This window comes from Salmonella sp. SJTUF15581, assembly GCF_043356775.1.
Lineage (GTDB): Bacteria > Pseudomonadota > Gammaproteobacteria > Enterobacterales > Enterobacteriaceae > Salmonella > Salmonella enterica.
Map to the genome: position 1 here is coordinate 225424 of NZ_JBEUJY010000004.1, position 19894 is coordinate 245317.

Below are 19894 nucleotides of genomic sequence, written 5' to 3' on the forward strand. Positions count from 1 at the left end.
CGCCATAAAAAGCGTACAAAAAAGGCTCCATATCAGTGGGGCCTTTTTAATTTTTATAAAAGCATATTTCGACAACCAGAATTTTTACTTATAAATAAAGTGTTATTATGTGATCTATATATTCTTCTCAGAATAGCATCAATTTCTCTTTTATTATTTTGATACTCCTCATAATCCTTATTTAATGCATCAGAAAACAGCATGGTGTTAGCTTCTGTAAAATCACATGACAATGACGGTATATATCCATGTAGCAGATAGATAAGTGTTGGATGAACCATATCAAACAGGACTTCTCCCTCTAATTCCCGGTAACCTATTTTACAAAATTGGGTAGAAATCTCAAAAGACCCCATTTGAAGACAACGTAGTTTATTCTTCTCATCCTCAGTAAGCGTACCATTCCATTCAACACATGCCATTTTTCGATTTTCTCCAGATCGCATAAGCTTATAAACTTCATCCCTAATTTCATCATCCTCATTAACTTTCTGCCTAAGGTCAAAAGCAAAGTTTTCTAATAATTCTGGATAGCAAGCAATTTTTTCTCCATACTTAATACATGCTTTAAAAAACAACTCTTCCTCATCTTCTTCCATCACTTTAAAAATACAGTTTTCTGAAACGTTGAGGATACGATGCAAATTACATTTATCAATAACCCTGTCATCAATCTCAAATAAAACTTGTGTCTGACTCACATCAAAACGCATAACAAAGCGGTCTTGTTGAGATGGATTAGCATATTGTTTTAATTGTGCAAAGGCATATATCTTCTCCATGCCGATTGTATCAACATTAAGTTCAGCTTGATTTTCACGTTCACATCCATGGATGAGTGTGTATAATACCTCCAGCACCTCTCTTTTTTTGTGTGTTCTGAAGTAGTCCTTAAATCTATCCCATAACCCCATGTATAGCGCTTCTTCTTTATCAGGACTCATCAAACGGGCTAGCCGTGAAGCATTAACTTCATAGTTATGACGATTACCAAAACTTAACGTAACTGGCATAATAACTCCCTTGATTATTTACCGCGAAAGCAAAATTTAATCCGTTGCTCTCATTTTTTGATTAAAACCACACTCTATTTAAGAGATTGAATCAGTCCGGGTTTAGAAATAACATCAGATTTACACCTGATTGCACGTTGAATGCGACGCCAAGCGCTGGACAGGCATAACGTTCTTTGGACACATCTGAATTATGTTGAGAATTATTTTCGTTCTGACTACAAAAAAACGGCGCCAACCATTTGAAAAAAGAGGCGGATCATAAACAGCAAAACCAGGATGCTATGGATGATACACTTACAGTATGTATTGCGGTTGAGGCGTTAAACAGAGGTACCGGGCTGATGAATGAGCCAGAATTTCTGGCGGTGCGAGTTATGCAGCATAGATTTGCCGTATATTTTATACTGAATAGAGGTAAAATAGCTCCATTGCAGCACATTCTGGAACAGCCACACATTCTGTAGTCCAAAATTTACGCTCGCAGTACCGCTTTTTTACAGGATGCAACCCCCTTACCAGGGTGCCCAACATGCCCGGAATGTGTCCATAAACCCCATGTTATTTAGAGCTAGCCGAAGCGATATGAGTAACTTAACCGATTGTATTACAAATGAAAGTGTTGCAGTAACTGCTGATAAAAAGCCGGTTATTGGTCGCATTCACTCCTTTGAATCCTGTGGCACCGTTGATGGCCCAGGCATCCGCTTTATTACCTTTTTCCAGGGCTGCCTGATGCGCTGCCTGTATTGCCATAACCGCGACACATGGGATACGCATGGCGGTAAAGAAATCACCGTTGAAGACTTAATGAAAGAGGTGGTGACCTATCGGCATTTTATGAATGCTTCTGGCGGCGGCGTGACGGCATCCGGCGGCGAGGCCATTTTGCAGGCAGAATTTGTACGCAACTGGTTTCGCGCCTGTAAAAAAGAAGGTATCCACACCTGTCTCGACACCAACGGCTTTGTGCGCCGTTATGACCCGGTGATTGATGAACTGCTGGACGTTACCGATCTGGTGATGCTCGATCTCAAGCAGATGAATGATGAGATCCACCAGAATCTGGTCGGTGTCTCTAATCACCGAACGCTGGAATTCGCTCAGTATTTATCAAAGAAAAATGTGAAGGTCTGGATCCGTTACGTTGTCGTTCCCGGCTGGTCTGACGACGATGATTCCGCGCATCGCCTGGGTGAGTTTACCCGCGATATGGGTAATGTCGAAAAAATCGAACTGCTGCCCTATCATGAGCTGGGCAAACATAAATGGGTGGCAATGGGCGAAGAATATAAACTGGATGGCGTGAAGCCGCCTAAAAAAGAGACCATGGAGCGTGTAAAGGGTATTCTTGAGCAGTATGGTCATAAAGTAATGTATTAATCGCCTGCTATCTTACCCGCTTTTAAACGGCTACCCATGACGGTAGCCGTTTTGCTGTCTGGATAACGCTCTTACCGCTAAAATACCCGACCCCGCCATCAGACAGGCCTGGTTAACAATATTGCGCTTACCAGGTATTAAATACAGAGTCGCTTATCTGCTGCTGGGTTGAAGGTCTGACAACTATTGCTGCCCCCGGCGCCTGTTAACACCGTGGTCTCCGCCTGGAACCCAGGCACCTGTAACCTTAAAAGGCGCTCGCCTGACAGGAGCGCCGTGGAAAAGAGCGTCGTTATGTGTTTCTACGCGCCAGCAGTGGGAAAATTAATCCCAACCCGACCAGGACAAAAGGCGTCACGATGTTCAACGTCAGCTGGAATGTCCACTCCGGCGTGAACGCCTCCATTTTGGGGAAAATACCGGTAAGGCAGGCAAACGCGGTGAAGGCAAAACACCATATCCCCACAGTTAACGCCAACGCCCGGTTGCGAATAAACACATATTCGGGTTTGTACTTTTGCGCCAGTCGAATGACGGCAATAAAGGCGACAAATACCCACAGATAGCGCAGCGGCATAACAACTGAGTTGAGATTAAGCAGCCATTTGTACAGGTTGTTCATATCGCCGATGCCAAGCGTTGGCAACATAATCAAGATAGCGACCAACACTAATGTCAGCAAATAACCGTTAACTGGCGTACCTGAAGCGTTAGTACGACATAAGCGCTGCGGGATATATTTACTGTCTGCATCACCCAGTAAGACTTTCAGTGGCGCATCAATAGAAAACACCAGCGCGGCGATTTGCCCCAGAGTATTGGCAATGGCATAAATCACCATTAATGAATTACCCATATGGTAATACTCACCCAATTTCTGGAATGCATAATATTGCCCATTGGTCATTAAATCGTCAGGTATATGCCGGGAATCAAACATCATTCCCATCGCCAACGAACCGAGGATAGCGCAGACCGCAACCATGACGGCTAAAAAGAGCATCCCCTTCGGAAATTCTTTTCCTGGATTCCGCGTCTGGTTAACGTAAGGCGAGATCTTCTCTGCCCCACCAACCGCAAAGACCAACATAGAGATGGTGGTGATATAGGTAAAATCGATATGAGGAATAAATGACTGCCAGGTGATGTTAGTGGTCGCAATTTCAACGTTTGTAATTGCTGGCGCGGTCACTGCCATCACAACATATAAAATTGACATGATAAACATGGCAATCCCGGCCACAGATCCAACAACCTTTAGCGATTTCATCCCCCGGGAAGCAACCCACATAAAGAAAACAAACAATGCCAGCGTCAGCCCCTGCAAGGCAACGACGGTATATTCTTTTATCAACGAGCCGTCGCCTTTTAAAGCCCATCCCAATGCAATGAGTATCGCCTGCGGCTTTTGCGCCAGGTAGGGAATATGCACGACCCAATAGGTCCATGCCGCAAGGTAAGCCAACCCCGGCCCCATCGTATGCTTAATCCAGGTACTGACGCCCCCTTTTCCCTCTTTGAAGGTTGAGCCCAGTTGCCCCACGATTAAGGCATAAGGAATAAAATAGAGCGCAAAAATAAACACCCAGGAGAAGACAACCACTAACCCCTGGTTAGCATAGTTATTGACAACATTGCCGAATCCCCAAACGGTAATAAACGACATCAGGGCGATGTTGTACCATCGCAACTGTTTTTCCTGCACATTCGGCATAACGCGATCCTTCGTGAACACAATGCTATTACTATAAATGAAGCGGGGAATTATGCGCGGTAAAGACGAAGAGAGAAAATAGAGGAGCGCAAAATTATAACCTTCGGCACATTTTATCTTTCAGCAAAGCAAGAAAATTATGCAGGTCAATTATTTTACGTAAAACATAAACAAAGAGTATGCAAGACTCACGTCCTGCATACGATTCAGAGAACAGTCAGATGTGGGCGACAGGATTGGGCGTCTGGCCGGCGTTACGTAACAGCATCAGCAGATAAATAAACGATACGCTGGCGATCATAATAAACAGCAGATTATCTGAATAATTCTGCATTAACATCGCAGCAAAAGACGGCCCCAACAGGCTCCCTACCGTATAACTTAACAACAGCGCCTGGTTCATTGCCACAAGCTGGTGGTGTTCGACTTTTTCACAGGCCCAGGCCATTGCAACGGGATAAAGCGTAAAACCCGCCGCCCCCAGAATAAACAGAGCTGGCGCCATCGCCGCCTGGGTTAACATGGCAATACTACCGAGTATGACAACGAATACCTGTACGCGTAACACCAGCAAGCGACCAAATTTGTCCGCCAGACGTCCCATTGGCCATTGCCCCAAAATACCGGCGCTCACCAGCACCGCCATCCAGAAACCGATGCTGGCGTTAGCCATCCCCTGATGCTTCAGATATAACGGCATCAGACCATATAATGAACCAAGAACAATGCCGGAAATAATACAACCATTCACGCCAAGACGCGCCTGGCGTAGCTTCAGCATGGCGCTAATAGAAGAGGAATGACGTGCCTGCGTTTGCTGATTTACAATTCGGGTAAAGAGTAGCGGCAGAATTCCCGCCAGAATCATTCCGGTCACCCAGGGAAGGACGTGCAGCAATTCACCAGATACTTTACTGACCAATAATTGTCCAAGGAAGGTCCCCATGTAATAGACCATCATATAGGCAGCAAGCAGGCGCCCGCGATTATGCGAGGTTCCGCTGCACATCAACGCGCTTTCGACAACCACCCAAATCATAGCGCAGCCGATACCGGCAATAAAACGCCAGCTCATCCAGCTCCAGAACCCCACCATCACCCCCAATCCGACACAACCCGCGGCGAAGATCAGCGAGGCAAGATAATAGCTACGGTTAAACCCAATGCGTTTAATTAAATACCCGGTAAATAACGTCCCGACCAGATTGCCGGTAAAATAAGACGAGCTGACCATCCCCACCTGCCAGGTAGGAAGGTTTGCCTGAGCAAGCCACAGCGGCACAAGCGTATTCAGTACCGCAATGGCCAGGGTCAACAAAAGTAGCCCGCACAGCAAAAGCATGACGGGACGGGTATAGGTGGACATGAATAAAAACCGTGAGGAAGTTCAAATTTCATGCGCATCATGCCATCGCCAAAAACATTGTCAATCGGCTCCGCATGGGCGATCCGCAAGTTTTGAGACTATTGATTTGATTTACTTATTCTTCGCGTGAATATATTGAAAGGCTAAAAATTCATCCCCTTGTTTTTATTGATCTAACCCGCAAAATCGGCGTTTTGTTCAGTCGAAAAATTTCATGGTTCCTTTAGCTTCGTTTTCTTCTCTATGGATTTATATGCGCCTTCTCCACCCCGGTTATATTCCTTAGATTGATGGTGGCTAAAGGCGCATTCGGCCTGCACGTTCTGCAGGCCGAATGCGCGTCAACGCGTTAGCTGGCTACCGCCATGCCCACGGTCATATGCAGCCCATAGAATACGCCGCGGCCAATCAATTCCCCCGCCAGCATCAGAATGAAGGCGACAGAGAGCAACGGTATCGCAGGTTGATACCCTTTTAACTGTGGCACAATCCAGCAGCACAACGCCGCCGCAAGCAGCACCATACGCCAGGCCATCAGCGAGCCATAATCCGGCACCAGAGCAGACGCCTGCTGAATGGAACTGTGAATCGTCGCCAGTTCCGCGCCCTGCATGGCCACCATAATGGCAATAACCACCAGTGCCAGCACCGACACCGCAGGCAACAAACGCATCGCCCAACCGTTCACGCCTGCGATGCGCAGCAGCAGATAACCCAGTAGCGGGCCACCCATAAAGAGCGTCAGGAAGAAGCCCAGCGGCGTCCAGACGCTATACCAGGTCGGTACTGTATCGATGCTGTTATAGACGCGTACCATCATCCAGACGAAGACGACGCCCAGTACCATCGTGATAATCAGCCAGAGTGTGCGCAGTGCCGGCGGCAGCTTTTTCAGTACCGCCAGCAGCCAGCCAATCCCGCCGACCGCAAAAAACACCGAGCCGCTGGCAATTTCATTGCTCAGTGCGGAAGCACCCACGCGGTTAAGCGAGTTAAACGCGCGCATCGGCGAGCCCAGATGCAGCATCGAGGCGATAAAGCCAATCCCCATCAGCACCCACAGACCAAACATACAGGCGATCACCCGCTGCTGCGTTTCCGCGCGCAGGTCGCCCTTCATCAGCGCCAGAGCCAGAACAATAAAACCACCGGCCACGCACTGACCAAAGACCGTGAAGATCATCAACGGCCATTCATGCCATCCACTTCCCATCTTATACCTCCTTCGGATTGGCCAGATAACCGGTAGTGTCCCCGGTCGGGCGGCTGTTGGCGTTGGGTTTAATCACAATATTCGGCTTCGTGAAATGCGCGCGCGGCAACGGCGCGACGGCAGCCAGCTCACCGTGTTTTTTACGCAGTTCGTCTATCGGGCCAAAATCCAGCGCCCGCAGCGGGCAGGATTCCACGCAAATCGGTTTCTTGCCTTCCGCCACCCGGTCATAACAGCCGTCGCACTTGGTCATATGACCTTTGGCCGCGTTGTACTGCGGCGCGCCGTACGGGCAGGCCATGTGGCAGTAGCGGCAGCCGATACAGACCTCTTCGTTCACCACCACAAAACCGTCATCGCGCTTGTGCATCGCGCCGCTCGGACAGACTTTGGTACAGGCCGGGTCTTCGCAGTGGTTACAGGAGATGGAGAGATAGTAGGCAAAGACGTTCTGGTGCCAGACGCCGTTATCTTCCTGCCAGTCACCGCCCGCATACTCATAAATGCGGCGGAAGCTGACATCCGGGGTCAAATCTTTGTAGTCCTTGCAGGCCAGTTCGCAGGTTTTGCAACCGGTGCAACGGCTGGAATCAATAAAAAATCCATACTGGGTTGTCATCGGTTACTCCTTACGCCTTTTCAACCTGAACGAGGTTCGTATGTGACGGGTTCCCCTTCGCCAGCGGAGAAGGACGTTGGGTCGTCAGTACGTTAATACATCCGCCCTGATCCACGCGTTTTGCATCCGGGTCATACCATGCGCCTTCTCCCAGGGCGACCACACCCGGCATCATGCGCGGCGTCACTTTAGCCTCGATATGTACTTCGCCGCGATCGTTGAAGATGCGGACTTTATCGCCATTGTTGATACCGCGTTTCTGCGCATCCATTGGGTTAATCCACATTTCCTGGCGACAGGCGGCTTTCAGTACGTCTACGTTGCCATAAGTGGAATGCACACGCGCTTTATAGTGGAAACCCGTCAACTGCAGCGGGAATTTATCCGTTAGCGGATCGTTATAGTTTTCAAAACCTGGCGTGTAGATCGGTAATGGATCGATCACGTCGCCTTCCGGCAGCTCCCAGGTGGCGGCGATATCCGCCAACGCCTGTGAATAGATTTCAATCTTGCCCGATGGCGTTGTAAGTGGATTCGCTTGCGGATCTTCGCGGAAGTCTTTATAGGCGACATGGTGGCCTTCGGGGTCACGCTGTTTGAAGATGCCTTGCTTACGGAACTCCTCAAAGGTGGGCAGATTCGGAATGGATTTACGCGACTGTTCGTACAGATGACGCATCCACTCTTCTTGCGTCCGTCCTTCGGTAAACTGTTGTTCCACGCCAAGACGTTTCGCCAGTTCGCTGGTCATCTCATAAATCGTCTTACACTCGAAGCGCGGTTTAATCGCCTGGTCAGTGAAGATAACGTAAGACATGTTCCCGCAGGAGGCATCCAGCGCAAAGTCCATCTGCTCAGAAGCAGTGCAATCAGGCAACAGAATATCGGCGTATTTTGCCGACGAGGTCATATGACAGTCGATAACGACGATCATTTCGCATTTCTTGTCATCCTGCAGGATTTCGTGGGTGCGGTTAATCTCAGAGTGCTGGTTAATCAAACAGTTGCCAGCATAGTTCCAGATCATTTTGATCGGCACGTCCAGCTTATCTTTCCCCCGCACGCCATCACGCAACGCCGTCATTTCCGGGCCGCGTTCAATGGCATCGGTCCACATAAACATGGAGATGCTGGTTTCAACCGGATTTTCCAACGTGGGCATACGTTCAAATGGCAGGGCATAAGACCCTTCGCGCGCGCCACTGTTACCGCCGTTAATCCCAACATTACCCGTCAGGATCGCCAGCATTGAGATGGCGCGCGTGGCGATTTCTCCATTAGCATGACGTTGTGGTCCCCACCCCTGGCAAATATAGGCGGGTTTAGCGCTGCCGATTTCTCGCGCCAGCTTAATAATGCGATCCGCCGGGATACCGGTAATTTGCGCCGCCCACTCCGGCGTCTTCGCAATACCGTCTTTACCCTGGCCCAGAATATAGGCTTTGTAGTGACCGTTTTTCGGCGCGCTGGCAGGCAAGGTTTTTTCGTCATAACCGACGCAATATTTATCCAGGAACGGCTGATCGACCATGTTCTCGGTGATTAAGACATATGCCAGACCATTGACCAGCGCCGCATCGGTACCTGGACGAATCGGAATCCACTCATCTTCGCGACCGGCGCCGGTGTCGGTGTAACGAGGATCGATAATGATCATCCGCGCGTTTGATTTCTGCCGCGCCTGTTCAAGGTAATAGGTTACACCGCCCCCGCTCATGCGGGTTTCGCCAGGGTTATTACCAAACAATACCACCAGCTTACTGTTTTCAATGTCGGATGGACTATTGCCATCCGCCCAGCCGCCATAGGTGTAGTTCAGACCCGCTGCGATTTGCGCGGAAGAGTAATCACCGTAGTGGTTCAGATAACCGCCACAGCAGTTCATCAGACGAGCGACCAGCGTTTTTCCTGGCGGCCATGAACGTGTCAAAGTGCCGCCCAGCGTACCCGTGCCATAGTTCAGATAAATGGACTCGTTGCCGTACTCTTTGATAAGACGCTGCATATTGGTGGCAATGATATCGTAGGCTTCGTCCCAGCTAATACGCTCAAATTTACCTTCGCCGCGCGCGCCGACGCGCTTCATCGGATACTTGAGCCGATCCGGGTTATAGACGCGACGACGCATAGAACGACCGCGCAGGCAGGCGCGAACCTGATGCAAGCCATCGTAATCATCGTTTCCGGTATTATCCGTTTCTACATATTTGATTTCGCCATCCACAACATGCATACGTAGCGGACAACGGCTGCCACAGTTTACCGTACAGGCGCTCCAGACGACTTTCTCGCCGGTTTTCGCCGGGCTTATCGCCTCTGCGGCGTTAGCGATGCGGGTAAATGGCAGGGTAAATGCGCTACTGGCCATCGCCAGGCCGCCTATCGCGGTGGTTTTGACTAAACCACGACGGCTCACCTCGGCTGCCAGCACGGCATCAGGGATCTTAGTTTTCATAAGGGCTCACTCTGCTGCTCACAATAAAAAAGCAATAAAACGATGTATAGAATTTTATATAGCGATAACGTCGCTATAAAGTCTGATATATATCGAAAAAGTAGAAAAATAGTGTTAAAAACTGACCTTCATTCGAAATCAGTATTACCCCTAATAGGGTAGGGATTATTGTCCGGTATCAAACTGGCATAAAAAAAGCGCCCGAAGGCGCTTTTTAGAAGAGGAGAAAGCGAGGATTAGCCGATATATTCCAGTCCGTTCATGTACGGACGTAATACTTCCGGCACTTCAATGCGGCCATCAGCCTGCTGATAGTTTTCCATCACGGCCACCAGGGTACGACCTACCGCCAGACCAGAACCATTCAGGGTATGGACCAGACGGGTCTTTTTGTCGGACTTGCTGCGGCAGCGTGCCTGCATACGACGCGCCTGGAAGTCCCAGACGTTAGAGCAGGAAGAGATCTCGCGGTAGGTATTCTGCGCCGGAACCCAGACTTCGAGGTCATAGGTTTTGCAGGCGCCGAAGCCCATATCGCCAGTGCACAGAATGATTTTACGGTACGGCAGTCCCAGTAGCTGGAGCACTTTTTCCGCGTGGCCGGTCATCTCTTCCAACGCAGCCATAGAATCTTCCGGGCGAACGATCTGCACCATCTCAACTTTGTCAAACTGATGCATACGAATCAGGCCACGGGTATCACGACCATAAGAACCTGCTTCAGAACGGAAACAAGGCGTATGCGCCGTCATTTTAATCGGCAGCTGATCTTCGTCGATGATTTCATCGCGTACCAGATTGGTCAGCGGAACCTCCGCCGTCGGGATCAAAGCATAGTTGCTGCTGTCTGCTTCTTCTTCCAGCGGACGGGTATGGAACAAGTCGCCTGCGAATTTCGGCAGTTGACCGGTGCCATACAGCGTGTCGTGGTTAACCAGATACGGCACGTAGTTTTCGCTATAGCCGTGCTGTTCCGTATGCAGATCCAACATGAACTGCGACAATGCGCGATGCATACGCGCAATCTGTCCTTTCATCACCACAAAACGGGAGCCGGTCAGCTTAACCGCGGCGGCAAAGTCGAGGCCGGAGTGCATTTCCCCTAAGGTGACGTGATCGCGGATTTCAAAATCAAACTCACGCGGGGTACCCCAGCGGCTGACTTCAACGTTGTCGTTTTCATCTTTACCTACCGGCACTTCATCCGCAGGCAGGTTTGGGATGGTCAGCGCGATATCGCGGATCTCCGCCAGCAAGGTATCCAGCTCGGCTTTCGCCGCATCCAGCTCTTCGCCCAGTTTATTCACTTCCAGGCGTAAAGGCTCAATATCTTCCCCGCGCGCTTTCGCCTGGCCGATGGATTTCGATCGAGAATTACGCTCCGCCTGCAGGTTTTCCGTGTTGACCTGCAAAACTTTACGACGCTCTTCAAGAGCGCGCAGCTTATCTACATCCAGCTTAAAGCCCCGGCGTGCCAGTTTTTCAGCGACTGCGTCTGGCTCATTACGCAGCAGATTGGGATCGAGCATGCTTATCCTGTGCTTATCGAATAATAAAAGGAAACGCGATCAATTGATGATCGCCTCTGATTGTATTGATGAACGTAAACCGCGTTTACGTAATAGCGACGTTTTCGCCTTACCTGACCGACGACAGCAACAACGCATCCATTGCGCTATACCCGCGGACCTCATAAGCAACGTGCTATCAGGCATAACGAGATTCATCATCAACGCCATGATACCTGGAGCATCATATTTAGAGATAACCTTACCGCAACGTTTACACTAGCGGTAGCGTTTTGTGGGGCTATTTTGATCCTGTTCAGCCAGCCAGGCGAGCTTTTCGCCAATCTTGCCTTCCAGACCACGATTTGTCGGATGATAATAGCGCGTTTGCGCGATTTCCGGCGGGAAGTACACTTCACCCGCAGCATAGGCATTGGGCTCATCGTGGGCATAGCGGTATTCCTGGCCATAGCCCATCTCTTTCATCAGTTTGGTTGGCGCATTACGCAGATGGACAGGAACATCATAATCAGGACGTTCGCGCGCGTCGGCCAGCGCAGCCTTAAAGGCGGTATAGACGGCGTTGCTCTTCGGCGCGCAGGCGAGATAAACGATAGCCTGCGCGATCGCCCTTTCGCCTTCAGCCGGGCCGACGCGGGTGAAACAATCCCATGCGGCAATGGCGACCTGCATCGCGCGCGGATCGGCATTACCCACATCTTCCGAGGCAATCGCCAGGCAGCGACGCGCCACGTACAGCGGATCGCCTCCCGCGGTAATGATACGGGCATACCAATAGAGGGCGGCATCCGGCGCGCTGCCGCGCACTGATTTATGTAAGGCGGAAATAAGATCGTAGAAGCGATCGCCTTTGTTATCAAAACGCGCGCTGCGCTCGCCGGCAATCTCGGTCAACAAGGCGGGCAATAAAACGCGTTTGCCGCTGTCATCCGCCTCCGCCATATCAGCCATCATTTCCAGCGTATTTAAGGCGCGCCGCGCGTCGCCATTGACCAGCTCAGCAATCGCTCGCCGTGTCTCATCCGGTAACACGATATCCTGATCGCCGTAACCACGCGTTTTGTCCTGCATCGCCTGGTCCAGTACTTGCTCAATATCGTCAGTGGTCAACGATTTCAGCAGATAGACCCGCGCTCGCGACAATAGCGCCGAGTTCAGCTCAAAAGAGGGATTTTCCGTGGTCGCGCCGATAAAGGTGATAGTGCCATCTTCGATATGCGGTAAAAAGGCGTCCTGCTGGCTTTTGTTAAAGCGATGCACTTCATCGACAAACAGGATGGTACGGCGACCGGCATTACGATTCTGGCGGGCGCGCTCGATAGCTTCGCGAATCTCTTTTACCCCAGAAGTGACGGCGGAAATACGCTCGACATCGGCGCTGGCGTAGCGGGCGATCACTTCAGCGAGCGTGGTTTTCCCCGTCCCTGGCGGCCCCCATAAAATCATGGAGTGCAGATGCCCGGCCTCAATAGCGCGAGGCAACGGCTTACCTGCGGCCAGCAAATGCTGCTGGCCGATATACTGCGCTAAATTTTCCGGCCGCATTCGAGCGGCCAGCGGTTGAAACGTATTATCAGAAAAATCGAGCGACAGATTGCTCACTCATCGCCTCTACTTACGTTGGTCGTCTATCGTTACCCCTTGCGGCGGAGTAAACGTAAATTTTGACGGATCAACAGCGCCGTTTTGCTGGGATTTTAGCTGATAGGCGCTACGCTGATCGTCTTGTTCTACAGCGCTAAACTGGTGGATAGTCCCGTCGCGTCCCACATTGATGGTGAACTGTTTCAGATTGCCGTTGCTGGCTTTCGGCGTCAGCACAAAATTATCGCCATCCTGCTTAATATTATACTGCTGCCAGTCGCTGGCCTGGTTGCGGGCAATCAGCATAAACGGTGTATTTCCGGTGGCATCTTTCAACCACGTGGCGGTAGCCTGTTCTACAAACGGGTTATAGAACCATAACGTTTTGCCGTCAGAAACCAGAATACTCTCGTCAGGTTGCGTCATATGCCAGTTGAATAGATTTGGCCGCTTAACCCATAAATCACCCTGTCCCTCCTGCACCGCGGCACCGCTGCCATCGGTGACTTTTTGAGTAAAGGTGGCATGAAAGCTGCTCACTTTATCCAGACGGCTTTTCAGAGAGCTGGCGGCGTCAGCCCATACGCTGCTGGCTACAACGCTTGAAAGTAATGCACAGGCGATTGCCATTTTTTTCATCATTATTCCTCAGGTTTCGACACTCCCGACCAGGAGCTCCTTTTGCTTTCTATTCCAGGCCAAAAATCAGCATGAGGAAAGAAGAAAATACTGAATTTTGTTGCCGGATGGCAGCCTGCACAGCGCCCTCCGGCTTACAGGTTTACTCAAAAGGCGGCGGAGCCAGCACTTCACGATTACCGTTATGCCCCTGAGCGCTGACAATACCCTGCGCTTCCATCTGTTCGATAATACGCGCCGCACGGTTATAGCCGATGCGGAACTGACGCTGAACGCCGGAAATGGACGCTTTACGCTTCTGGGTGACGAAATTAACGGCCTGATCGAATAGCGCATCTAATTCTTCACCGCCGTCAAAACCGCCACCGCCACCTTCGCTTTCGCTGTCGGAGGTAATGCCATCCACATATTGCGGACGACCGCGCGCTTTCCAGTCCTGCACCACCGCATGGACTTCCTGGTCACGCACAAACGCCCCATGGACACGTACCGGCATGGTGGAGTTTGGTCCGGAATAGAGCATGTCCCCCATTCCCAATAACGACTCAGCGCCACCCTGATCAAGAATGGTGCGGGAGTCGATCTTGCTGGATACGGTAAAAGCGATACGGGTTGGAATGTTGGCTTTAATTAAACCAGTAATCACATCGACCGACGGACGCTGCGTCGCCAGTACCAGGTGAATCCCCGCGGCGCGCGCTTTCTGCGCCAGACGCGCGATCAGCTCTTCAACTTTTTTACCGACGGTCATCATCAGGTCGGCAAATTCATCAACCAGTACCACGATATACGGGAGTTTTTCCAGAACCGGATGCTGAACATCCATACTGTCGCCCGGCTTCCAGTACGGGTCCGGAATCGGACGTCCCATGCGGGCCGCTTCGGCGATTTTCTCGTTATAACCAGCCAGATTACGCACGCCGAGCGCGGACATCAGCTTATAGCGACGCTCCATCTCATTGACGCTCCAGCGTAACGCGTTAGCCGCGTCTTTCATGTCGGTAACAACTTCCGTCAGCAGATGCGGTATACCTTCATAGACCGAGAGTTCTAACATTTTCGGGTCGATCATGATAAAGCGAACGTCTTCCGGCTGCGCTTTATACAGCATACTGAGGATCATGGCGTTAACCCCGACCGACTTACCGGAACCGGTCGTACCGGCCACCAGCAGGTGAGGCATTTTCGCCAGATCCGCCACTACCGGATCGCCCGCGATATCCTTACCTAACACCACGGTAAGCGGCGACGGATTCTCGCGGAATTTGGCGTTATCCAACACTTCGCGCAGATAAACGGTTTGCCGTTTCTTGTTCGGCAATTCCAACCCTACGTAAGGTTTGCCTGGAATGACTTCCACAACGCGTACGGCTACCGTTGACAATGAGCGCGCCAGATCCCGGGAAAGGTTGGAGATACGCGCTGCTTTAACGCCCGGGGCCAGATTCAGTTCAAAACGAGTAATGACCGGGCCTGGCGAATAGTTCACCACATCAGCTTTAATGCGAAAATCCGCCAGGCGCGCTTCAACCAGACGCGCCATTTGTTCCAGCGCAAAGGTATCTACCGGTTCAACTTCGCTCGGCGGCGGCGTTAGAAGATCTAACGAAGGCAGCGGCGTCGTCGGACGCTGTAATGGACGACTGTCGCCGTTACGCATCAACAGCGGGTGGATCAGGCTGTCTTGCGGCGCTGTCGGCTGTTGCGGCTGCTGATACTGCGGTTGCGGCGCTACCGGCTGCTGCGGCTGCTGATACTGCGGTTGCGGCGCTACCGGCTGTTGCGGCTGCTGATACTGCGGCTGAGGCGCTACCGGCTGTTGCGGCTGCTGATACTGCGGCTGAGGCGCTACCGGCTGTTGCGGCTGCTGATACTGCGGCTGCGGTGCTACCGGCTGCTGCGGCTGCTGATACTGCGGTTGCGGCGCTACCGGCTGTTGCGGCTGCTGATACTGCGGCTGCGGCGCTACCGGCTGTTGCGGCTGCTGGTACTGTGGCTGAGGCTGCGGCGCTACCGGTTGCTGAACAGGCGTTGACTCGGGCATGACACCCGGCGTGAACAGCGGTTCGTGCGGACCTTCATCAACCAATACTTTCATTGGCGAGAAATCCAGATCGTCCAGTGAGAACGGCTGCGCGCCAGCGGGTTGCTCGCCGGAATAGCGCTGCTGTTGCGAAGCGGCAAACTGGCGGGCTAATTCAGCTTCCGCAGCGGTATCGTCATCTTCTGCCTGTTGAGTATCATGCTGATACGTCTCACCATAACGATGCTGCTGCGACTGCGCAAACTGACGAGCTAACTCGTCCTGATGCATTGCATCTATTTCTTCATCTATTAGCTGCGCGCCCGTCTCGTACTGATTGCGCTCCGCCTCGCGGGCTTTTTCTTCTGCAATCCTCTGTGACGGCAGCTTAATACCGTACGATGCCAGTTCCCGTCGGGTCGGCACGCGAACACGGTTCGGACGCGGCAGTTGCGGACCAATCCCCTCTTTCACCTGCGGACGCGGCGCGCCGCCGGTAGCCAGACTAAATGCAGGCGCAGCGGCCGCGGCGCCTGCTGCCAGGGCGCCACTCTTAATACCTGCGTCAAGCGACGCGGCGGCGGCTACCGCTTCCACTGGCGGTATGGACGGCGCGACAGATACCGTAGGTTTGACCGGCACGTTCTCTTTTACCGGCTCCGGAATCGGTTGATACCATGCCGCCAGTTGTTCGCGCTCACGGGCGCGTTTCTCTTCCACCTCTTCAAAATAGTAAAGCGGAGGACGGGCAGGTCTGGTCTCTTCTGTGTCAGGTTCAGGCTCGGTGGCAACCGGCTGTTCGATAACCGGCGGCGGCATGTGAGAAGGTTCAGCCGCTATCGGCTCCGGCTGATGGGTCGGCTCCGGCTGCCAGTGTTGTTCGGCATCCGGCGCCTGCCATTGCGGCTGTGTTTCCTGCGGCGCAAGAGAGTCATATTCTGCTGCGGTCGCTGGCGTCGCGGCGTATTGCGGCGCGGAAGCGACAGGCACAGGTTGCTGCCACGGCGCACTTTGCGCCTCCTGCGGTTGAGCATATTGCGGATGCGGCTGATACCCCTCCGGCGCAGGCGCGATAACCGGTTCGCCGGTTTGCGGCCCCGGTACGGGCTGCCACTCCACGGTCGGTTGCGCGACAACCGGCTCAGCCCCCGGCATGGGCGGCGTTTGCATTATGGGATCGGCGGACGCTGCCCACGTCTGGGTGACGGCAGTTGCGGCCGCAGCGGCGGCGACCGGTTCAGTGACAGAATGGCCGTTTAACAGCGGATCATATTCATCATATTCCGGCTGCGTCGCACGGTTGCCCGAAAACAGAACGTCGTCGGGATCGGCAGCGACGCCGCGCGCGCTATACTGAATGTCCTCGTCATCATCCATCCGTTTGCCGGAAAAGAGCGCGGCATCGGTCTGACGGCCCCGTGGATTGCTGAATTTTTCAGCCAGTCGCTTACGACGCGCCAACGCGCCGCGCAAAATACGCGCCCGGCGAGATTCACGCTGCACGCCGTCGGTTTCTTCATCGTATTCGTCATCATACTCTTCGTCGTCAACCCACGTATCATCACGCCGGGTACGGTTGCTGGCGAAGGTCAGTATATTAAGCAGCCAGCCGCCTAATTTTTCGGCGATACTGACCCAGGACCAGCCGGTAAAGAGCGTCAGCCCGGCAGCCCAAATACAGAGAAGCATTATCGTTCCGCCGCTACTATGCAACAACGGCTGCAGCGTGGTGCTTAACAGGCTGCCAATTACGCCGCCGGAGGCGAAATACCAGATATCGTCGGCATTAATGGCCGCCAGACCGCAGGAAGTGAGAATCAGCGCCAGCACGCCGATAAGGCGTAGCGACACAGCAAAATAGTCGATGTAATCATCCGTAGACTGATGACGCCACGCAAACCAACACCCGCCGACAATAATGACAGGGATAGTGTAGGCCATTACGCCAAAAATAAAGAACAGTGTATCGGCCAGCCACGCGCCCGGCGCGCCGCCTAAATTATGGATGGGCTCATGCCAGGCGGTTTGCGACCAACTGGGGTCCGAAGGGTTAAAGCTCAACAAGGCCGCCATCAACCAGACGGCAAAAAGGGCAATAAGTATCAACAACGCTTCCAGAAGTCGGCGCCCGCTGCTTAACTTCGTCAATGTGACGTCTTTGTCTTCAGTATATTCCTGGCTCAAAAAAGGCTCTCCAGGTTCCAGGCTTTTCCCGCCCGATGCTAAAACGGACAACAGCACCGGGTTGCCCCGGCACTGTTGCTGTATGGATTAACAGGAGTGTAATCAAACTACGGCGATTTTGCACCTGTTCCGTGTTAGCGTGTCTTAATAACCAGACGATTACTCTGTTTTACCTCTTCCATCACTACGTAAGTTCGGGTGTCGTTCACACCTGGCAAGCGCAGCAACGTCTCTCCCAATAGTTTTCGATACGCTGACATATCCGGTACACGGGTTTTCAACAGGTAGTCGAAATCGCCGGAAACCAAATGACACTCCTGAATCTCTTCAAGCTTTTGCACGGCGGCATTAAACTGTTCAAACACATCCGGCGCGCCGCGATTTAAGGTAATCTCAACGAATACCAGAAGTGACGCATCCAGATAATGCGGGTTCAACAGCGCCGTATAGCCCTGGATAAACCCCTGTCGCTCCAGCCGACGCACACGCTCAAGGCAAGGTGTCGGCGAAAGTCCTACTCGTTTAGAAAGCTCGACGTTGGAAATACGCCCATCCTTTTGCAGTTCATTAAGAATGTTACGATCGATACGGTCGAGATCTTTGCCAGGGCGCTTCTTGCTATCTACCATTATTATTGTCTCTCTGTATTCCTTCCCTACTCCTGCCTGACTCTACTCACATCACTGTTCAGAGTCGCTGCCCATCACAATAGACCGAAACCCAGAGGGATTAACGGCGCGCAATGCCTGGTCTATGGTGAGAAGACCGTTGCCTCACGGCAGCTATCGACATCACGAATGGCGTCTGTCCACGCCATGCGTAGATTTCACTAGCCCGGTAAACATGGTATTTACATGCATGATTATGCAGCACATACATAACACAGTTTTTTTCTTCCTCGAATGTTTTCGCAAAACAGCAGGTGATTGTCAAAGCAAAACATCGATTTTTAGTACAACATGCCAGTTATTCATTAGAGAGGGCGGTAAACTGTCATTTCGTCACCTTATAAGTTACCGATTTTAATTAAAGTTTGTGATGATAACGTCGCTGTCGCGGTCGTTCATCGGTTCATGCTATTACACATATTGTTAACAAAATCGTTATGCTCTTTTTTTACGTCTGTAAATTCCCTACAATTCTGCTCATTGTCTGCCAACAACTATGGGGATCTCATGGGCACGACCAAACACAGTAAGCTGCTTATTCTGGGCTCAGGACCGGCGGGATATACCGCGGCGGTGTATGCCGCACGCGCAAATTTACAGCCGGTACTTATTACCGGTATGGAAAAAGGCGGTCAACTGACTACCACGACGGAAGTGGAAAACTGGCCCGGCGATCCAAACGATTTGACCGGCCCGCTGCTAATGGAACGCATGCATGAACATGCGGCAAAATTTGAAACCGAGATAATCTTTGATCACATCAACAAAGTGGATCTGCAAAATCGTCCGTTCCGTCTGACAGGTGACAGCGCAGAGTACACTTGTGATGCGTTGATCATTGCGACCGGCGCTTCCGCGCGCTATCTGGGGCTGCCATCGGAAGAAGCCTTTAAAGGGCGCGGCGTTTCCGCCTGCGCAACCTGCGACGGTTTCTTCTACCGCAATCAGAAAGTGGCGGTGATCGGCGGCGGCAACACCGCGGTTGAAGAAGCGCTTTATCTGTCCAACATCGCTTCGGAAGTGCACCTTATCCATCGCCGTGACGGTTTCCGCGCTGAAAAAATCCTCATTAAGCGCCTGATGGATAAAGTCGAAAATGGCAATATCATTCTGCACACCAACCGGACGCTGGAAGAAGTGACCGGCGATCAGATGGGCGTTACTGGTCTGCGTCTTCGCGACACGCAGCAAAGCGATAATATTGAGACGCTGGACATCGCCGGACTTTTCGTAGCCATCGGTCATAGCCCAAACACGGCGCTCTTCGAAGGCCAGCTTGAGCTGGAAAATGGTTATATCAAAGTTCAGTCCGGCACCCATGGCAACGCCACACAAACCAGCATCCCTGGCGTATTCGCGGCGGGTGACGTCATGGATCATATTTACCGTCAGGCGATCACCTCTGCAGGTACGGGCTGTATGGCGGCGCTGGATGCTGAACGCTATCTCGATGGTCTGGCCGACGCGAGCAAATAGTTTTTACAAATCAGTAACAAAAGTAAAA

At 51.9% G+C, this 19894-nt stretch carries 13 protein-coding genes and 1 pseudogene; 3 read left to right on the forward strand and 11 right to left on the reverse strand.

All coding sequences use genetic code 11. The annotated features are described in order from the left end of the window. Window positions 1-53 precede the first annotated feature (53 nt). Entirely contained in the window at window positions 54-1013 is a 960-nt protein-coding gene (gene sopD2 / locus ABVN36_RS10125) for a type III secretion system effector SopD2 (protein ID WP_023138541.1), read from the reverse strand. A 130-nt stretch (window positions 1014-1143) separates the two neighbouring features. On the opposite strand from sopD2, the pseudogene ABVN36_RS10130 reads away from it, so the two are divergent. After that, window positions 1144-1480 (forward strand): annotated as a pseudogene (locus tag ABVN36_RS10130) (cytoplasmic protein). 118 nt (window positions 1481-1598) lie between these two features. Then, entirely contained in the window at window positions 1599-2396 is a 798-nt protein-coding gene (gene pflA / locus ABVN36_RS10135; RefSeq protein ID WP_023138542.1) for a pyruvate formate lyase 1-activating protein, read from the forward strand. 292 nt (window positions 2397-2688) lie between these two features. Here the strand turns inward: pflA and ABVN36_RS10140 are convergent, their stop codons facing one another. From ABVN36_RS10140 to lrp, 10 genes are all read right to left on the reverse strand, one after another. Further along, window positions 2689-4110: an APC family permease gene (locus tag ABVN36_RS10140; RefSeq protein WP_001134264.1), complete on the reverse strand. Its 1422-nt coding sequence runs from the start codon at window positions 4108-4110 to the stop codon at window positions 2689-2691. A 217-nt stretch (window positions 4111-4327) separates the two neighbouring features. Next, complete coding sequence (locus ABVN36_RS10145) at window positions 4328-5476, reverse strand: MFS transporter (protein ID WP_000109271.1); 1149 nt, start codon at window positions 5474-5476, stop codon at window positions 4328-4330. Window positions 5477-5825: 349 nt separating this feature from the next. Continuing rightward, window positions 5826-6689 carry a dimethyl sulfoxide reductase anchor subunit family protein gene (locus ABVN36_RS10150; RefSeq protein ID WP_020898597.1) on the reverse strand — a complete coding sequence of 288 codons (864 nt, stop codon included), beginning with the start codon at window positions 6687-6689 and terminating at the stop codon, window positions 5826-5828. 1 nt (window position 6690) lies between these two features. Continuing rightward, a complete protein-coding gene (dmsB, locus tag ABVN36_RS10155; protein WP_000213069.1) occupies window positions 6691-7308 on the reverse strand; it encodes a dimethylsulfoxide reductase iron-sulfur subunit DmsB in 618 nt (205 codons plus the stop codon). 10 nt (window positions 7309-7318) lie between these two features. Further along, window positions 7319-9763, reverse strand: coding sequence for a dimethylsulfoxide reductase subunit A (dmsA, locus tag ABVN36_RS10160; protein ID WP_000850250.1), 2445 nt, complete (start codon window positions 9761-9763; stop codon window positions 7319-7321). 236 nt (window positions 9764-9999) lie between these two features. Next, window positions 10000-11292, reverse strand: coding sequence for a serine--tRNA ligase (serS, locus tag ABVN36_RS10165; RefSeq protein ID WP_000886697.1), 1293 nt, complete (start codon window positions 11290-11292; stop codon window positions 10000-10002). 258 nt (window positions 11293-11550) lie between these two features. Continuing rightward, entirely contained in the window at window positions 11551-12894 is a 1344-nt protein-coding gene (gene rarA, locus ABVN36_RS10170; RefSeq protein WP_000067785.1) for a replication-associated recombination protein RarA, read from the reverse strand. 9 nt (window positions 12895-12903) lie between these two features. Further along, the gene (gene lolA / locus ABVN36_RS10175; protein WP_001519746.1) at window positions 12904-13515 is read right to left on the reverse strand and encodes an outer membrane lipoprotein chaperone LolA; all 612 of its coding nucleotides are present in this window, start codon (window positions 13513-13515) and stop codon (window positions 12904-12906) included. Window positions 13516-13657: 142 nt separating this feature from the next. After that, on the reverse strand, window positions 13658-17722 hold the full coding sequence (ftsK, locus tag ABVN36_RS10180; RefSeq protein WP_112324633.1) for a DNA translocase FtsK: 4065 nt from the start codon (window positions 17720-17722) through the stop codon (window positions 13658-13660). 134 nt (window positions 17723-17856) lie between these two features. After that, the gene (gene lrp, locus ABVN36_RS10185) at window positions 17857-18351 is read right to left on the reverse strand and encodes a leucine-responsive transcriptional regulator Lrp (protein WP_000228469.1); all 495 of its coding nucleotides are present in this window, start codon (window positions 18349-18351) and stop codon (window positions 17857-17859) included. Window positions 18352-18897: 546 nt separating this feature from the next. Here lrp and trxB point away from each other — a divergent pair. Beyond that, window positions 18898-19866, forward strand: a complete 969-nt coding sequence (trxB, locus tag ABVN36_RS10190) for a thioredoxin-disulfide reductase (RefSeq protein ID WP_000537406.1) — start codon at window positions 18898-18900, stop codon at window positions 19864-19866. Window positions 19867-19894 lie beyond the last annotated feature (28 nt).